This window comes from Nocardia vaccinii NBRC 15922 (assembly GCF_001613305.1).
Taxonomy (GTDB): domain Bacteria; phylum Actinomycetota; class Actinomycetes; order Mycobacteriales; family Mycobacteriaceae; genus Nocardia; species Nocardia vaccinii.
The window spans coordinates 1-15,316 of sequence record NZ_BDCC01000062.1; the positions used below are offsets into that span (position 1 = coordinate 1).

The 15,316-nt window shown below is 64.7% G+C and carries 13 protein-coding genes; 2 read left to right on the top strand and 11 right to left on the bottom strand.

What is annotated here, in order from left to right:
- Positions 1 to 247: hypothetical protein (locus tag NV1_RS45255; protein WP_218027275.1), on the top strand; the 247-nt coding region annotated here is incomplete at its 5' end.
- Between the two features lie 49 nt (positions 248 to 296).
- Here NV1_RS45255 and NV1_RS44050 read toward each other — a convergent pair.
- The 9 genes from NV1_RS44050 to NV1_RS32750 form a co-directional block, all read right to left on the bottom strand.
- Entirely contained in the window at positions 297 to 1,226 is a 930-nt protein-coding gene (locus NV1_RS44050) for an NlpC/P60 family protein (protein ID WP_157117521.1), read from the bottom strand.
- A 24-nt stretch (positions 1,227 to 1,250) separates the two neighbouring features.
- Positions 1,251 to 3,830, bottom strand: coding sequence for a hypothetical protein (locus NV1_RS32715; protein ID WP_067900419.1), 2,580 nt, complete (start codon positions 3,828 to 3,830; stop codon positions 1,251 to 1,253).
- Complete coding sequence (locus tag NV1_RS32720) at positions 3,827 to 6,352, bottom strand: ATP-binding protein (RefSeq protein WP_067900421.1); 2,526 nt, start codon at positions 6,350 to 6,352, stop codon at positions 3,827 to 3,829. Before NV1_RS32720 ends, NV1_RS32715 begins: the two co-directional genes overlap by 4 nt.
- Positions 6,352 to 6,894: a hypothetical protein gene (locus NV1_RS32725; RefSeq protein ID WP_067900423.1), complete on the bottom strand. Its 543-nt coding sequence runs from the start codon at positions 6,892 to 6,894 to the stop codon at positions 6,352 to 6,354. The genes NV1_RS32720 and NV1_RS32725 overlap by 1 nt, the downstream gene beginning before the upstream one ends.
- Positions 6,891 to 7,154 (bottom strand): hypothetical protein, encoded by a 264-nt coding sequence (locus NV1_RS32730; protein ID WP_067900427.1) that lies wholly within the window; start codon positions 7,152 to 7,154, stop codon positions 6,891 to 6,893. Before NV1_RS32730 ends, NV1_RS32725 begins: the two co-directional genes overlap by 4 nt.
- Positions 7,155 to 7,172: 18 nt before the next feature.
- Positions 7,173 to 8,192, bottom strand: a complete 1,020-nt coding sequence (locus NV1_RS32735) for a conjugal transfer protein (RefSeq protein WP_245714045.1) — start codon at positions 8,190 to 8,192, stop codon at positions 7,173 to 7,175.
- 69 nt (positions 8,193 to 8,261) lie between these two features.
- Positions 8,262 to 9,386 carry a GAF domain-containing protein gene (locus NV1_RS32740; RefSeq protein WP_169813464.1) on the bottom strand — a complete coding sequence of 375 codons (1,125 nt, stop codon included), beginning with the start codon at positions 9,384 to 9,386 and terminating at the stop codon, positions 8,262 to 8,264.
- A gap of 200 nt (positions 9,387 to 9,586) precedes the next feature.
- Positions 9,587 to 10,477, bottom strand: coding sequence for an ROK family protein (locus NV1_RS32745; RefSeq protein WP_067900432.1), 891 nt, complete (start codon positions 10,475 to 10,477; stop codon positions 9,587 to 9,589).
- A 51-nt stretch (positions 10,478 to 10,528) separates the two neighbouring features.
- Entirely contained in the window at positions 10,529 to 10,981 is a 453-nt protein-coding gene (locus tag NV1_RS32750; RefSeq protein WP_067900435.1) for a hypothetical protein, read from the bottom strand.
- Positions 10,982 to 11,393: 412 nt separating this feature from the next.
- Between NV1_RS32750 and NV1_RS32755 the strand changes: the two genes are divergently transcribed.
- Positions 11,394 to 11,900: a hypothetical protein gene (locus NV1_RS32755; RefSeq protein WP_157117522.1), complete on the top strand. Its 507-nt coding sequence runs from the start codon at positions 11,394 to 11,396 to the stop codon at positions 11,898 to 11,900.
- A 48-nt stretch (positions 11,901 to 11,948) separates the two neighbouring features.
- On the opposite strand, the gene NV1_RS32760 is transcribed toward NV1_RS32755, so the two are convergent.
- Both NV1_RS32760 and NV1_RS32765 read right to left on the bottom strand, forming a co-directional pair.
- A complete protein-coding gene (locus NV1_RS32760; protein ID WP_067900440.1) occupies positions 11,949 to 12,830 on the bottom strand; it encodes an SAM-dependent methyltransferase in 882 nt (293 codons plus the stop codon).
- A 1,025-nt stretch (positions 12,831 to 13,855) separates the two neighbouring features.
- On the bottom strand, positions 13,856 to 14,869 hold the full coding sequence (locus tag NV1_RS32765) for a WXG100 family type VII secretion target (protein WP_067900443.1): 1,014 nt from the start codon (positions 14,867 to 14,869) through the stop codon (positions 13,856 to 13,858).
- Between the last annotated feature and the right edge of the window lie 447 nt (positions 14,870 to 15,316).

Genomic DNA, 15,316 nt, shown 5'->3' on the forward strand with positions numbered 1-15,316 from the left:
TCCTGGGGCGGTAGCGGCCGGGGCGGTCGTCCCCGGCCCCGTGGTCCCGGGCGTGGCTGTCCCGGAGGTATTCGGTTGCGCCGCAGGGTCGTTCGCCGTGGGAGCAACAGAATTGGGCTGCGCCCCACCGGGACCGGCCGCAGTCGTCGCCGGCGCACGCGGCGCCTCCTGGGCGTCCGGCCGTGATCGCTGGGCGGGCCGCGAATCACGCGCCGTCCAAGGTGTTCCGGGACTCGATTCGGCCTGATTCGTACCGTCACCGGGGTCCACCCCCGGCTCCACACCTGCGGGACTGCTCACGATCGACCCCTCAGTACTCGCTTCACCCGAACGTCCGATCCGGTCGGCATCGACCGACGGACCATCTGGCCGGTCGCGGGATCACTGGCCACGATCTCGTTGGGCCCCAATGCGATTCCGACCGACGTCGGGACGAAGTTCCGGTAATTCCAGTAGACCAGGTCCCCGGCCGACACCGCTGCCGGCGCGACCCGCTGACCGCAGACACCCTGGACCACGAGGGTGCTCGGCAACATCACCGGATCCAAGGAGGCAGTGGACGTCCGCGGACACGAATCTACCTGTGCGCCAACCTGACTCGCCGAGGCCGAGGTACCACTGCCCGGGGCGGTTGCGTTCGCAGCCACATCACACCGACCGGATGCCGATGCCGACGAAGCCTGCGAGATGACGGCAGCCGACCACGCCGCATCATTCCCCGACGACCGCTTCCCTAGCTGTCCCAGCGCCAGCTCACGCGCGCATGCGACCGCCGGTCCGGTTTCGGCCGCCCCCAACGGCGGAGCTTGATACGGCGCGGTGCGCATCTGGGTGAGGCAGGCGCGTTCCCAGTCGTCGACGCCGGTGTCGTCCGGCGCGATGGTCAGTTCCGCGAACGGATTCGCCGTGGGTGTATCCGTGGGGGCGGCCGTCTCGGCGGCGGGTACGGCGGTTTCGGTGATCGACGGGTCCGGGCCGACCGCGCTGTCGCACTGGTACCGCAGATCCGCCGCCTGTGCCGAGGTCGAACTGTCCGCCGCAACGATCACGACGGCCAGGATCGCGCCGATGATGAAAACGATCGCGGCGGCGAACCAGACCCATTGCGGCACAAGCAGAAAGATCAGCATTCGGCCGACGGCCATCGCGCGGTTCCGCCCACTGCCGCCGGAGTTCGGCAGGACCGTGAGCAGCGACGAGAGCCACCCCACTCTTCCCAGCTTCATCGGGCTACCTCATCGCGGTGATCATCAGTTCAGCAGGTCGCGGACCGGTGCCAGTGCGGCAAGCCAGTTCGGGCTGAAGCCGCCCGGACCCGGGCCCGGAGGTGTCATGGAGTTGACGCCCGTGCGCGCCGTACCGGAAACCCATTGATCTGTCGACTGAGCCCTGTCGATGTAATTCCGCAACTCCCGCCAATTCTGCGCATCCTCGGGATTCGCCATGACTCGATCGAACGATCCCGACAACTCGTCGGCATGTCTGTCCTGAATATGATCCATGATACGTTTCGCCTCATTGCGATCGATTCCTGCGCTCAGCAGTTCTTGCTTGGCCTGGATGAGCTCATGGTTTATGGGATTGGTATTGGGATCCGCTGCGTGTGGCCCCTTCGCCTCAGGTAGCCGGTAGTTGCCCATCGAAAATTCCTGCAGCGCCTTGATCCGCGCTTCCGACCCCGCGAACGGCCCATTATACCCTCGCGGACCACCGAAGTACCTATTGGCATAATCCAGACTCGCACCGTGCAGATTGACGACATTGTCCCGCCCGCGCACGAGCCCCAGCGCCTGCTCGGCCGATGTCAGATGCGCCGCCGTCATGATCTCGTGCGCCCGTCGTCCGCCGGGACCGTAATTTCCGGTGCTGAGTGAACCCGCCGACGTCAGAGCCAATTGCATTGCAGTGGTGAATATCGCGAGCGGCTTGTCCGCGAAATTGAATCGGTCCACGAGCTGTTCCACCCTGCCCCACGAACCCATGACCGCATTGGCATTCCGTCCGCGGATACCGGCCAACTCCATAGGACCGAATGCCGCGTTGGTCGCGACTCCCTTTTCGATACGTAGCGCCGCGAGTGCGGCCGCGGCGCCGCGCATACTCCGCAGGCCACCGCCCTGCCGGGCGGCCCGGCGGGCCGTGTTCTGAAATTCGCGTTTGTCGGCAAATTGCTGTGCGGACACGTCATACCACTCCGGCAGGTTGCCCAACCTCCAGGCCTTTTTCTGAGCACGCATCTCCTTACGGGCGTTGGGGTTCCACGGGTTGCGGGCGCCGCCGAACAGATGCGCGACGAACGGCGAGGAGTTTGCCCAGTTCAAGGCGTTCAGATCCAGCAGCAGACGATTGCTCGCCAACGTCCTCGCGGCGGTGGTCCCACCACCCATGCCGACCAGGCCGCCCCCACCGCCGCCTCGGCCCCCAGCCTCGGCGGCAGCCACCAAACGTCCGGTCACCCAGGAATTGCCCCTGGTTACGGCACTGGTCAACCGGCCGAACTGGAAGATGAAGACGATCTCCACCACCGCGCCGATCACGAAGACCGCCATGACCTGGCCGTTCGCCTGTTCGAACAGATCTCCGAGGAACAGCACGTACACCCCGAGAGCGATGACCTGCACCGCCATTCGCGCACCCGCGATGAACCCATCGACCACATTGTGAATCGTGAACACCTGCGTCGGCCCGTAGATGTAACCGCCCGCCGCGAATCCGAATATCGTCAGGAATCCGTGGTAAATCGCGTCGAATGCGGACCAGATGATCTTGATGGCAAGATATGCGGCGAACAACAGCAGAATCGTGCCGGAGATCAGCAGCAGCAAGCCGGCCCCGATCTGCCCGACGCTCGGATTGGATGCGGCGGCATATGCGGCGGAATCGCCACAAGACTTCATTCCGTCCTTGACTTCGCCTTCGTTACCCGCCGCCACCCCTGCCGACCAGAATGCCTTGCACGACCCGTCGCTATCGACCACGTGCCCGAAATTCCAGACCTGCAGCGGTCGGCGGGCGAAATTGTCCGCCAGATCCGCCTGCATGCTCGCCACCAGCTGGGTCGGATCGTCAGTGGTCTGCCCGTTCAATCCCGCGGCCACCGATATGCCCACATTTCGCCCCTGCGCGAGCAGTCCGTCCGAGTCCAGCACGTCGGCAAGCGGATTCGCGAGAAACAGCGGAGAGAGCATGGCGATCAGGATCATCGTCACGACCTGCGCCGTCGCCTTGCTGTAGAAACCGCGGGCCACGAAATACGCCACGAAGAACGCGCCGATCGTCGCCGCGGTGATCAGCATCAGCGGCGTCGCGATCTGCCCGGTCAGGCTGTTCGCCACACCGTGCAGCGCCTGGGCCACCAAATTCAGCCACTGGAAACTGAGAGCGTATCCGACCAGCCAGATCGCGGTCGTCACGATGACCATCCACCCCGCGAATTCCAAGCCGATGACCAGCGACAGTGCGGTATTACCGGGATGGAACAAGCTGCCGTGATCGGTGGCGAACAGATAGTTCGACACCTGTACGCCCGAGGAATCCCGGATCGACATCCAGCTCAGCGCGCTGTTGACCGACGAAGCGGTGCCGGTGCCGGTCTCCGAGGTCGAACTCGTCGTGGTCTGTGCCGTCGCGAGCTCCCCGAGAACGCCCGGGAAGACGAACATCAGCACGAATACGACCGCGATCCCGGTCGTCCACCGCCGCAACCGGGTCGCGCCGACCCAGCTGCGGATCCGTCCCCGAACCGCGCGCGGAGACCACCGCGCGGCATCCCAGAACTGCAGCTCCCGATCCCAATCCGAACGGGAGCTCGGTTCGTCTGGGGAATTCATCTCGCGACCTGTCTTTCGGTCAGCGCCGGACGCGAACCACCCGGGGACGGCGTGCTGGTGATCGCCGCGGCCCGGTCCGGGCGCGCCGGACCCAGCACCTTGCCGCGACCGATCCGGTTCAGCGCATCCCGCATGAACATCTCGCCCCGGCGTTCCTCGGGGACCTGCCGACCGGTACCGACCGGCGGAGAGGTGTCCTCGCGCAGGATTTGCAGCAGGAACGGCGACTGCTCCAGATCGACGCCGAGCCATTCCAGACTGTTGCGAGCCAGTGCCTCGTCACGCTGACGGAAGACGAAACGGTTCGGAATCAGGTTGTGCGCCGCACCTTGGAAGTCGGTGGCCGGATCGTGCGAGGCGAGCCCGACCGCGGCCAGATGCTTACGGCCGTCGCGGCTGAAGTCCGAGGTCACCGCCGAGCCGACCTGGGTCTGGGTGAAGTGGTGCGCCTCGTCACCGACCAGCAGCCCGAAGCGGCCGTTATCGGTGAGGAACGCCTCGCGCGCGGCGACGCCGACCAGTTCGTACAGCGCGGTCCCCAGTCGTTTGGTCAGCGGCAGGCGGTTGTACAGATGCGGTGTGACCAGTTCCTCGGCGGTCGGCAGCGCGACGTTGTGACTGCGAACCACCGTCGCGGCAGCATCCAGACGCAGCGGCCGCAACCTCGGATCGAACAACACCGGCACCCGTTCGGCAATGGTCCCCAACCGCGCCGCGAGATCGGCGTACTCCTCCGGAGCTCGGGGTTCCGCGCTGCGGCGGCGAACGACCTGGAACAGATCCAGCAAACTTCCGATGCCGTTCTCCTCGATCCCCCGGGCCGTGAGCAGATTGCTCAATGCCGCGCCCGAACCTGAGGTGGGCGACAGATCCAGCAGCGGCAGAATCGAATCCAGCGCCCGCTCGCCGGCGACCCGGGACTCGAACAGCCGCAACGGATCCAGTGAAACCGTCGGGTTGGCCAGATCGATGATGACCGCGTCGTCGATCGCCGAGGCGAAATGCTCCCATTCGCCGACCTGACTGCGGTCGATCGCCAGGAACTGTCCGCCCATATCGTGCACCAGCACGGCCATCAATTTCAGGAAATACGATTTACCCGAACCGAGTTCCCCGGTCACGGCGAAGGATGCCGACAAATCATGGAAAGCGGCTTCCATGATACCGAAATGAATCGGCTCGAAATGTCCGGAGAGCAGATTCACTCCGATCACCGGACCGCTGTCGTCACCGATCTGATTCGTATTGAACGGAACGAATCCGGACCACATGTCCGAGGGCACGATATGCGCGTAATCGTCGTACGCCCGGCGCGGCGGGCTGCCCGGAACGAGCATCGACCAGAGATCGACCTGCGCGCCGACCGGTGCGACCATATCGATCTGGAATCGCTTGTACCTGCGTTTGAGCGAGTTGACCGCGTCCATGGTGATTTCCTGCGAGGGCCCGCCCACCGCGAGAACCGTCGTGAACGAGACCTCCGACTCACCGCCGTTGACCTCGAAGTGATGGTTGTACTCGCTGAGCATCTGCACCTTGGACGCGAGCGTGTTCTGCGCGAACGACACCTCCTGATCGCGCTGGTCCATCTGCTCGCCCAGACGCCGCAGATTCAGCTCGTTGTTCTTGAGCACCTGTTCGACCGGCTTGGTCGACACCCGCATTCCCCAGTCCACGGTGACATCCTCGATACCTTCGACGATATTGAGGAATTCGCTGAGCCCCGGAAATTCCATCCCCGAATACGGGAACGATCTGGGCGTGAGCATGGACTGATAGGAGGGCAGGTATTGATAATCCGCCTGCACCACTTTGACGACCGGTACGAACGACGGCCGTATCGTCCGGCCACGATCGGTGTTCGCACCCTCGTCCAGTGCCGCGGAGCGGAATACCGCGGCCGTCGCATCATCGATGTATCCGACTCTGGTCGGCGCGACCGGATCGCCGCCCGCACCCCTGGACAAATAATGCTCCCAGAGCCATTGGAACAATGCGGCGGGAACAGGTACGGGATCGAAGTCACCGCCGATACGGGAGAGGATCTCTTTGGCCTTCTGATCGTATTCTTCCAAATCGGCACGAGCTATCGCCGTAGCGTCGATCGTCGAGGTACTGCCCCGCCACATTCGCGACAACGCCGACAGACTGGCATTCGCGGAGCCGACCGGAATGGTCAGCAAGAATATGCGGGTGTTCGGCGAGATCGCCCGAATACGCTCATACGAAGCCACCACCTCCAGGGCGTAGTCCTCGCATTCGTCCAGATCCACGCCCTCGACCATTTTGCCGAGCACGTCGAGAGTATTCATCCGAGCCTGTATCCCCAGCAGCAGAGACCCGTTCGGCAGATTGTTGATCAGCGCGTGGTGAGCGGCCTTCACATCGTATTTGTCACTCGTCTTGCGCAATCCGTAACCGAGCGGGTTCACGAAATACGTCGCGGTCACCAAACCGGAATGGGTGAACTGCAGATTTCCCCGGATGGCCGCGGTGGGCTGGAGGTCTCGCTCGAACGCCATCACGCGGCCCCTTCCGGCAGTGCGTCCTTGCCCCTGCCCTCGGCGAGGGCCCGGATTCCGCCGCCCCAGCGTTCGAGCACCCCGGCCGCCCCGCCGCCGCCGGTGACGAACGTCGAGGCGGGTCTGCTCGCACCGGCCGACTCCCTGCGGTCGGGCAGGACGACCACGACGGTCTCCTCGATGAACGTGGCGCTACTCGACGAATCCGGGGTGAGCGGCATACCTGAGGCCGAAACCGGTTTGCGAATCAGCAACAACCGGCCGAACCACATGATGCGCGAGGTCGTCCGGACGCCCGTGTACGGCACCAGTCCGATCCCGAATACGGCCGCGATGGTCACGACCAGTCCGGCGATGAAGGTGACCGCCGGATTGGCCGGAAGCGTCATCGCCAGTATCGAGGTGATCACCATGAGCACCACCGCACCGATCACCTGCGGCAGGGTGTACGGCCCGAAGGGCAGCTTCTGTCCGTTCTGCGCCTTGCCGATCATCGTGGGCACGCGTTTGATCGGCGTGTACACCTTGATCAGGTCGGTCACTGATAACTCCCGATCGGGTGATCGGGAACGACGCTGTTGGTGTCGACGCGCGCGTAGTTGATCACGGTGGGCAGGATCCACAACAGCACCGCCGCGAGCACGGCCGATCCGGCCACCACCAACACCCTGCTGGGCGAGAGTTTCGACTTCGCGCCTTCGGAGACGATCAGCGATACCCCGACGATGGCGACGATGATGATGCCCAGCCACCGCACCAGTTGCAGCACGTACTCGAGAATGATGCTGAGTTGACTACCCATGGGACTGCCCTTTCCGGATCAGTTCTGTGTCGCCGGCGGAATCGACACCGCGGGCGACGGCGTCGTGGTAGTCGGCTTCGATGGTGCGGTGGCCGCCGTTTTACCGCCGCCTTGCACGACGGTGAGCGGGCTGCGCAGTTCGGGGACGAGATCCACGGCACGGACCTGCCACTGGCCGCCGGCACGGATCATCGTCAGCGGATAGGCGAGCGTCGGGGAAGCGCCGTCGGTGCCCTTGGGATCGACCATCGCCAGCACTCTGGCGTTCGATCCGGTCGCGCCGCATCCGGACAGATCCGCGGAGACCGCGGTCGTCTTGACCGTGCTGAACGGCGGCGGTGTAGGCGAAACGATGCCGGAATTCGGTGCGGCATAACGGGATACGTCGGCGGTGCCGGTCAGGTACGCGGTCAGGAATCCGGCGGCCACCTGTCCCAGCGGTGAGTCGGCGGTGCACGTCACCTGGTAGCCCAGGGCCAGATCGGAGCCGCGTTGCGGGGCGTCGACCGCGGCGGGTAGCGACAGTGCGCGCACGGTCCCACTCACCACCGACACCGCGACGCGGTAGTACTGCCGGGCGGTCTTGGTCGCGGCGCTCGCGGCAGCCGCGGATCCGCCGGGCTTGACCGAGACCGTCACGGTCCACACCTCGAGGTCACCCGCCGCGGTCTCTCGTGCGGCGAAGACCACCTCCGGATCGCCTACCTGTCGCGGCGTGGACGGCAGCGTGACCTGCTGCCCGGGGCTCACGTACTCCGTGATGCGGTCCTGCGCACTGGCGTCGGCCCCCAGATAGGCCACCACGAAGTCGCGGGCGAAGGATTCGGCCAGTTGGGAGCGCCCGACCATCTTCGCGATCGATTCGTCGGAGGGGCCGGCGGGCGGTGAGGAGAAGAAGCTCAGCACGGCGTGCCCGCCGCCCAGAACCGCGAGTACGGCCAGTATCGCGACCAGGACGTTCTCCCGGCGGCGACGCAGGACCATGCGGCGAAGCAGATCTTCGCCCGAGTCCGCCGATCTCTTCGCCGCTGCCCGCACCCTCGAAATGGTAGATAGCGGGCACGGTCGCCAATCGAATGCTTGTTCCCGACACTGGGAACAATCGCATCAGCATGCAGGGCTGCGTTTCATCCGCCCGCCGAGCCGATGACGAAGTTGGTCGTCGTATCCGATCGGTCCACGCGACCTCGGCAGATCCGGCGCACCGCGATATGCGTCCAGCAGCGGCGTCTGCTCGCCCGTCCGCACCAATTGCGCAATGGCCAGTTGGCGACTGGAATATCCCGGATACGGATACATCAGCATCGAGGTCGGCGTATAGCCGCCGGCATAGTTGAGCGCCCGTACCGTCACCCCGGTGGTATCACCGGCGCGCAACTTCTCGCCGAGCGCGATCAAGGTTTCGCGATCCTCCGGATGAAATACATCGGTGGGCCGGAAAAGATAATCCCATCGAATCCACGGGGCGGGATCGGTGAGCCAGTGCGAGATGCTGGTGCGCTCGAGTTGAACCACCGCCAGATGCGTCCCGGCCCGGCGGTGCGCCTCGCGCAGCCCGACCCGTTCCAGCGTCGGCCAGACCTCCGGGGAATTCGCGGAGGTGACGTCCTCGAACAACAACCACGCGCCCCGGGTCCGCGCGTCGTCGCGGGCGCGAATCGTGATGCGCCACCGTCCCGTTCGCCCCGGGCCGTCGGTGACCGCGACGTCGAACTGCAGTCTGGCCCCCGGTTTGGGCTCGTACAGCAGATCGAGCACCTCCGCGTGCCGATCGAATCCGGTCACCCGGTGGAACAGTTCCGCGATCGACGTCGCGGGCACATACTCCTCAGCGCACACGCCCCACAGTCGGGTGATCCCGCTGGGCAGCTGGACCGTCTGCGATTCCAGATCCCAGATCGCGCCCACCGCCGGGGTCGCGGGTCCTGCCGGAGCTCCGGTAGGGCCCAGCCACAGCCGGATCGCGTGGACGTCCCCGGCCGGACCGAATACCGGCCGCACCTTCAGATCGTGCGGGCCCGACGCGGTCGGCACCCGCAGATCGATATCCTCGGCCTGCGACCGGGCCTCCTGCACGATCTCGATCAGCCGCGCGGTGCTCAGACTGTCGTACAGCGCGGGCGATTTCGCCAGCAGGCGCTGCAGCACGCGTTGCCAACTCGCGAAGTCGCGCGGTTCCAACCCCACCGATGCCACCGACATCGCATCGGCGGCCAGGGTCTCGACCGTCACCCATGGAATCATTGCGTCGTTTCGCATCCGCCTGACCAGCCGCTCCTTCAGGTAACCGCACGACTTGGTTACCTGTTGAATGTACCGTTATCTAACGGCACATTCAATACGTACGTTGGCGCGGCTCAGGACATGCCGAAGCACACGACATCGGACCGAAGCCCTCGACCGGCTCCGGCCCGATGCGGCTCGAACCGAGCTCAACCAGATACGGTCGCCGCGAGGACGCCCGCGCCGGCCAGAATCCCCACATCTCGCAGCTGCGAGGGCAGCACCCGCAGTCCCATCAGAAACCCGAGCCGGGCATGCGAGGTGACGGCCGATTGCAGCGCCCGCCACAGCACGGATCCAGCCTGGATCGCGGGCCCGCCGATGACGGCGAGCTCGACATCCAGCAACGCCGCGGCCGAGACGATGGCCCGGCCGAGGGCGGTGCCGGCGCGTTCCAGCGCCTCGATCGCCACCGCGTCACCGGCCGCGGAGTTCGCCAGCAACTCCTCCGCCGAGGCCCCCGGCCATCCTTGTGCGCGAGCCCAGCGGACCATCGCCGCTTCCCCGGCCACCGCCTCCAGACAGCCGAGATTGCCGCATTCGCAACTATCCCCGAAACCCTGCACCATCATGTGACCGAAATGACCGGTATTTCCGGTCTTGCCGACCACAACCAGGCCGCCGACCATGACACCGGCGACGATCCGATCCGATACGTAGATCGACAGAGCATCGGTGGCCTGGACCGTCGCCCCGAAATTCCGCTCGGCCAGGGCCAGGCAGGCGCCGTCCAGAGCCAGCGCGACCGATGCGGCGGGGAACATCTTGCGCACCTGCTCGACGATCCCGAATCCCGTGCGCCACTCGGGAATATCGTTCGGCGCGATCACGCCGGCGGCCAGGTCGATCGGTCCCGCGGAGGCGATGCCCACCGCGGCGACCTCGTCACCGCCGGCGTAGTCGAGCAGCAGATCGCGACACTCGTCCCAGACGTCCTCGGCGGGAACGGGTATCCGCCGGTAGTCGTCCGGGTCGACATCCTCGCCGACCGGCCCCACCGAGAGCCGAGTGGCGCCGATCTCCAATGCCAGAATTTTCATGTTCCCCTACCGCCGAGAGGTTTTCGCGCGCTTTCGGATCTGCACCATAGCTCAGCAGGGCCCGGTTCCGGTGGGGCGGAGACGATGTCCCAGGACGATGCGACGCGGAGTCGAGGGCGCGGGCGCCGCAGCGGCGGGGCGGGTACCGGTGCGGATGATGCGCAGCGGCCGCCGATGATCCAGTGGCGCGGCTCGGTGACGTTCGAGGTTGTCCACGATCCTACCGGTGCTGTCGTAAGCCACGCCTGCCCAGATCATCGCGCGCGGGCCGTCGCCGCGGGCGGTCAACTCCTGCACCAGTTGGTCACACGTGACGCGCAACGGACACTCGAAGCAGGTCTGCACGGCCGCGCGCCACGAATCGGGCGTTCCGACATCGAGATCCCAGTCGTTCGGGTCATCCGCACAGGGCGGGCGCTGAGCGGTGCGCCGTGGAAACGCCGTGACCTGCCTTGTCGCGGGGCGTGTTTCGATGGACGTGCGTTGTGGCTGCGTTGCATTCATAGCCGTCTCCGAGAGTGCCGAGGGTTCGCCGTGATGTACGCAAACCCGTTGGTCGGGCGGACATCAGGGCTGATCGACAGTCCCCGGAAGAACCAGCATCAATTGCTGTCGACGCAACGTTAACCGACGATTCGTCTGGCGGCAACCGGTTTCGCGCTGTGTAACGGCACGTTGATCAAGACGTCATCGGAGAGAGGCGCGGACACCGGCCGTCCGGTTGTCTGCCGGGTATGTCCGGGTATGTCTCCGCCTCGACAACGCCGGTGAGCAATCGAACACTTACCTACACCTCCCACCCCTGGGAAGCGTTACGGCTCTGTTGTGCAATGCCTCTGGGCGAAGATGGTCGCGGTGCCGCAGGCCGATTATTCGGCATCCGAGATGTCGATATCAGCAGCAGGAAGGTGATCTCATGGGGTGGCTGGGAATCGACTGGGGTTCGCTTGGAAAGTCCGCCCTCACAGGCGTTGCCGGCATGGCGGGCGCAACCCTGGGAACGATGGTCTGCCCGGGATTGGGAACCGCATTGGGCGCTGGGCTCGCCTCCGCCCTCGTCGGAGGCGGAATCACGGGTCTGCAAACCCACAGCTGGGACGCATTCGGCTCGGCAGCGCTGACCGACGGCCTCCTCGGCGCGGTCGGTGGTGGTTTAGCCGGAGGCGCCCTTCGCGGTTTCCTGGCGGAGGGCAGTACCGCCCTCGAAGGCGCGGCAATGGGCCTCAACAAACAGCTTGGCGAAAGCATCGCCGATGCCACAGTCACCGATGCCGGAATGCGTGGCGCGGCTTCGGAATTCTTGTCCTGGACCGGCGGCGCAGGCCTCGGTAGCTTCCTGGCCACCTTCACCAACCAGGATTCCCCATCGCAACCGAAGGTCACAAAACTTCCGACGAAGATCCTGAGCCCGACGCCGACCTAACCGCGACCGACAGCACGCAACCGGGGTCGCGGCGCTGGCGCTCCCCTGTCACCGACGGATCGCGAACACACACCGTTCGATCGCCGAGACCGGCCCGGACCGCCCCGCCGGACGCACATACCGCGACAGGTATTCCTCCGGCCCGACCTGCTCGGCCTCGCCCCACCCGTATTCCGCCAGCAGCTGCGCGACATCACCGGGATTCAGCCCGTAACGCCAGATCCGCTCGCGTTCCACTAAACGCCGACGCATGCGTGGTGCGTCGTACAGCCGCGTGCCGTCGAGAAAGTCCTTGCGCACGTAGGTGAATGCGAGTCGGCTGCCGGAGGCCGCGCCGGACAGACAGTCGAGGGTGGCGCGGACCGCGGGCTCGGTCAGATACTGGGTGACGCCCTCCCAGACGTACATGGTCCGAGTCCCGGGCCGGTGCCCGTGCGCGGTGAGCACCGCGCCGAGATCCTCGGTCTCGAAATCGATCGGTACCTGAACCACGTTGTCCGGCAGAGGCATTCGCCTTCGCTTGACATCGAGATTGCCCGGCGTGTCCACCTCGAAATCCGCGATCCGGGCGGCCACGCGATAACCGCGGGTATCGAATCCGGCGCCGAGCAGTACCACCGCCTCGATGCCCGCATCGATCGCCTCGGCGAGACGGTCGTCGATATAGCGTTTGCGGCAGGCGATGCTGTTCCACAGTCCGGGAGCTTCCCGATCGGTGAGCGACACCAGCCAACGCCGCAGCGGTCGCGGACGTAGCGCCGCACGCAGCGCACCCGGCAGCATGGCCGCGGCGAGATCGTCGTCGACCAGTCGCCGCTCGGCCGGGAACCATTGTTCGGCGGCCGCGATCAGCATCGGCCCGACGGCCGTGCCCGACACCTTGGCCGCGGTATCTCCATTTGCCGCACCGGAATCCACCGTGCCCGCCATACGCCGATTCCTTCCGGATCGAATGATGTGCACGCACAGTATCCGCAGTGCTGTCAAGGACGGTGTCACCCGGGGCACAAGGCGAGAGAAAACCCAGGTAACGCGGCCATTATGTGATCTTGAATTGCATCGCGCTATCGATGTACTTCAGTAACACCGGTCGGCGTGGCGCTGCTGCGAAGAGCTCCGAACTGCGGAACGCCCGCACCGCGGGGAGCAGTGCTGGGCATCCGCGCGTAAACCGTTGCAAACTGACCACATTCGATCACCGCACCCCGGGCACAGGACCCCACCTGCCTGTCTATCCTGTTGCGACCGGACACATCCGGCCAGGAACCTCTTACGGAAGCGATAGCAACAGGCGACGCAGGCCGCAGAACAGTGGCGGCGCAGCGGATCAACGTCGCAAGGAAGCGCACGCCGGCAGGCAGGACAGATGCGCGGTGGAGACCGTCGGCCCACCCTTCCATGGTCGCCCGAGGAACCTGTGCCGGACTCGACTACGGCTCAGAAGGTTGAAAGTCCGAATCGGCGCGATCCCCATCAGCCACAACGGAAGTCGCAGCATGCACGTTCTGCGCAGAATTGCAGCCGAATTCGAGCGTCACAGGGTGCCTCGAGCGACTTTGGATCCAGACGAAAAGTAGCGTCAGGTGGGCAGCGGTTGGCGCGGCATTGTTCATCCGCACCGAACCCTCGAATGCATCCATATCGCGAGCCCTCCCCGACGTCTACGCCGTGCTACAGGAGCGCGGCCGGCCGCAAAATCTCCTCGATACTGCAGCTACCAACGCCGCCTGCACGACCCGACGCAACGCTGTTGCCGGAGTATGTGATCACTCGGGAGATGGACGCCATGTTGTCCAGGAACGGCCGAACAACTCACGATGCGATGGACCCGCATCTCAGCCCATGCCGATCGACATCTCGCCGTTGACCTGGTGGTCTGCCACGCTGGGCTCAGGGTGGCGTTTCGCGTCGGCTCGAAACCATATGCCGACTCGTGAGGGGGCCAGGCGGACCTGTCAGATGAACTGGATCGTCTTGTATTGGATGAAGTCACGGTGTCTCCTGAGCGTGTATTTGATGGCATCCTCGCTCACGAGATCTTGGATGGCACTGCCGATCCGATCCGGACTCACGGCTGTGACATTGCGTATTACATCCGGGTGGAAGTTCGGATGCTGGTAGTGCCTTTTCACCAGTACGGAATCGGTGTACGAGAAACCATTCGATCCACGTGTGGGATCCGGCGATTCTGGAAATGAGTAGCCGTGATCGAACAGAACCATATCGTCCTTGCGGCTATGTCCTGGATTTCCGTCGTGCCGTGGGCGAATGTTACCCTCGTGACCATCGTAGTTGCCGATTATGTGGTGACTGGCGGCACCCATATGCCTGTCTATTCTCTGATATTCTGACCAGCTTTTGCTGGATTTGAGTTGCGCGAACTCCTGAATCATTCCCGGACCGCGCGGACCGTCTTCGAGCAGTGCTGTCGTAGGAACCATGGGTCTGCGGGGAGAAAACATGTTGATCACCCTGTACGCGGCGACCTCTCTCTTCGCCAATGCTCCGGCTTCGTGGGGGAGCCAGTCGTGATTGTTGTGTTCTTCTTCTGCGAACGGTTTATAGACGTTCAATCGGCCTTTGTCGTCGAGCCAGATGTGAACTCCGTTCAGGGTTGGTTCCCCATTGGGGGACAAGGTCAGGGACTTGGACAGAGGATGCTCACTCACCAGACGACGGCTGCTCAACTCGAGTTCGGCCTCGCTCGGTGTGTACAGCGGATATTTTGTGCCATCAGGTCGCAACAGTGATTCCGGTTGAGCGGGCGGCCGCAGTTCGGTCACGCTTTCCAGCCTCAGCGCGATACCGTGATCGGCTGTTCGCAGATCTCGGGTGGTCAGATCGAGTGTGCGGCCGACGTCCCGTAATCGCCGGGTTTCGACATCGGCTATTTCCCTCGCGGCCTGGGTAAGATGCTGGGCGACCTCAGCGTAGGCCCGATGGAGGGCATCGCCCTCGAATTCGCTCACGATGCTGTGATCTCGTCACGATGACCACGGCGACTTCGGTGCCGCCGAGGGTGTGCCGGGTTCTGTCGGCGCATTCGCACTTTCGTCGACGACACGGCAGTAGCTCATAGGACGAGACTGCAGCAGTGCGCACATGAAAGCGGGCCCGTCGTCGGGCGTGACTCGACTTGCGTCCGTGCGTATGCCGATACCGTCGGAGTACCACCGCTGCGCGAGTGGGCAACAGTCGGGCCGACGCAACGCGAGTATGACGGTGCCGTGCGGTGTCAGCCGGAATTCAGCCATGCGCTCGTAGTCCTCGCCCACCAATTCGTATACCACGACCACGGTCGGTGTGGATTCGTCCATCCCGTTTCTCTTCCTCTCCGCCCACGACTGTCGCGGGCCAATTGGACGGCGACCGCGTTGTCGAGGTCGGGTCCGCTCCGTACGGAACGAGCTGCGCTT

What these genes read in the sequence shown, in the direction of transcription:
- NV1_RS32730 (WP_067900427.1), bottom strand. Translation starts at nt 7,154, where the DNA reads ATGGGTAGTCAACTCAGCATCATTCTCGAGTACGTGCTGCAACTGGTG.
- NV1_RS32715 (WP_067900419.1), bottom strand. Translation starts at nt 3,830, where the DNA reads ATGAATTCCCCAGACGAACCGAGCTCCCGTTCGGATTGGGATCGGGAG.
- NV1_RS32750 (WP_067900435.1), bottom strand. Translation starts at nt 10,981, where the DNA reads ATGAATGCAACGCAGCCACAACGCACGTCCATCGAAACACGCCCCGCG.
- NV1_RS32760 (WP_067900440.1), bottom strand. Translation starts at nt 12,830, where the DNA reads ATGGCGGGCACGGTGGATTCCGGTGCGGCAAATGGAGATACCGCGGCC.
- NV1_RS32745 (WP_067900432.1), bottom strand. Translation starts at nt 10,477, where the DNA reads ATGAAAATTCTGGCATTGGAGATCGGCGCCACTCGGCTCTCGGTGGGG.
- NV1_RS32720 (WP_067900421.1), bottom strand. Translation starts at nt 6,352, where the DNA reads ATGGCGTTCGAGCGAGACCTCCAGCCCACCGCGGCCATCCGGGGAAAT.
- NV1_RS32755 (WP_157117522.1), top strand. Translation starts at nt 11,394, where the DNA reads ATGGGGTGGCTGGGAATCGACTGGGGTTCGCTTGGAAAGTCCGCCCTC.
- NV1_RS44050 (WP_157117521.1), bottom strand. Translation starts at nt 1,226, where the DNA reads ATGAAGCTGGGAAGAGTGGGGTGGCTCTCGTCGCTGCTCACGGTCCTG.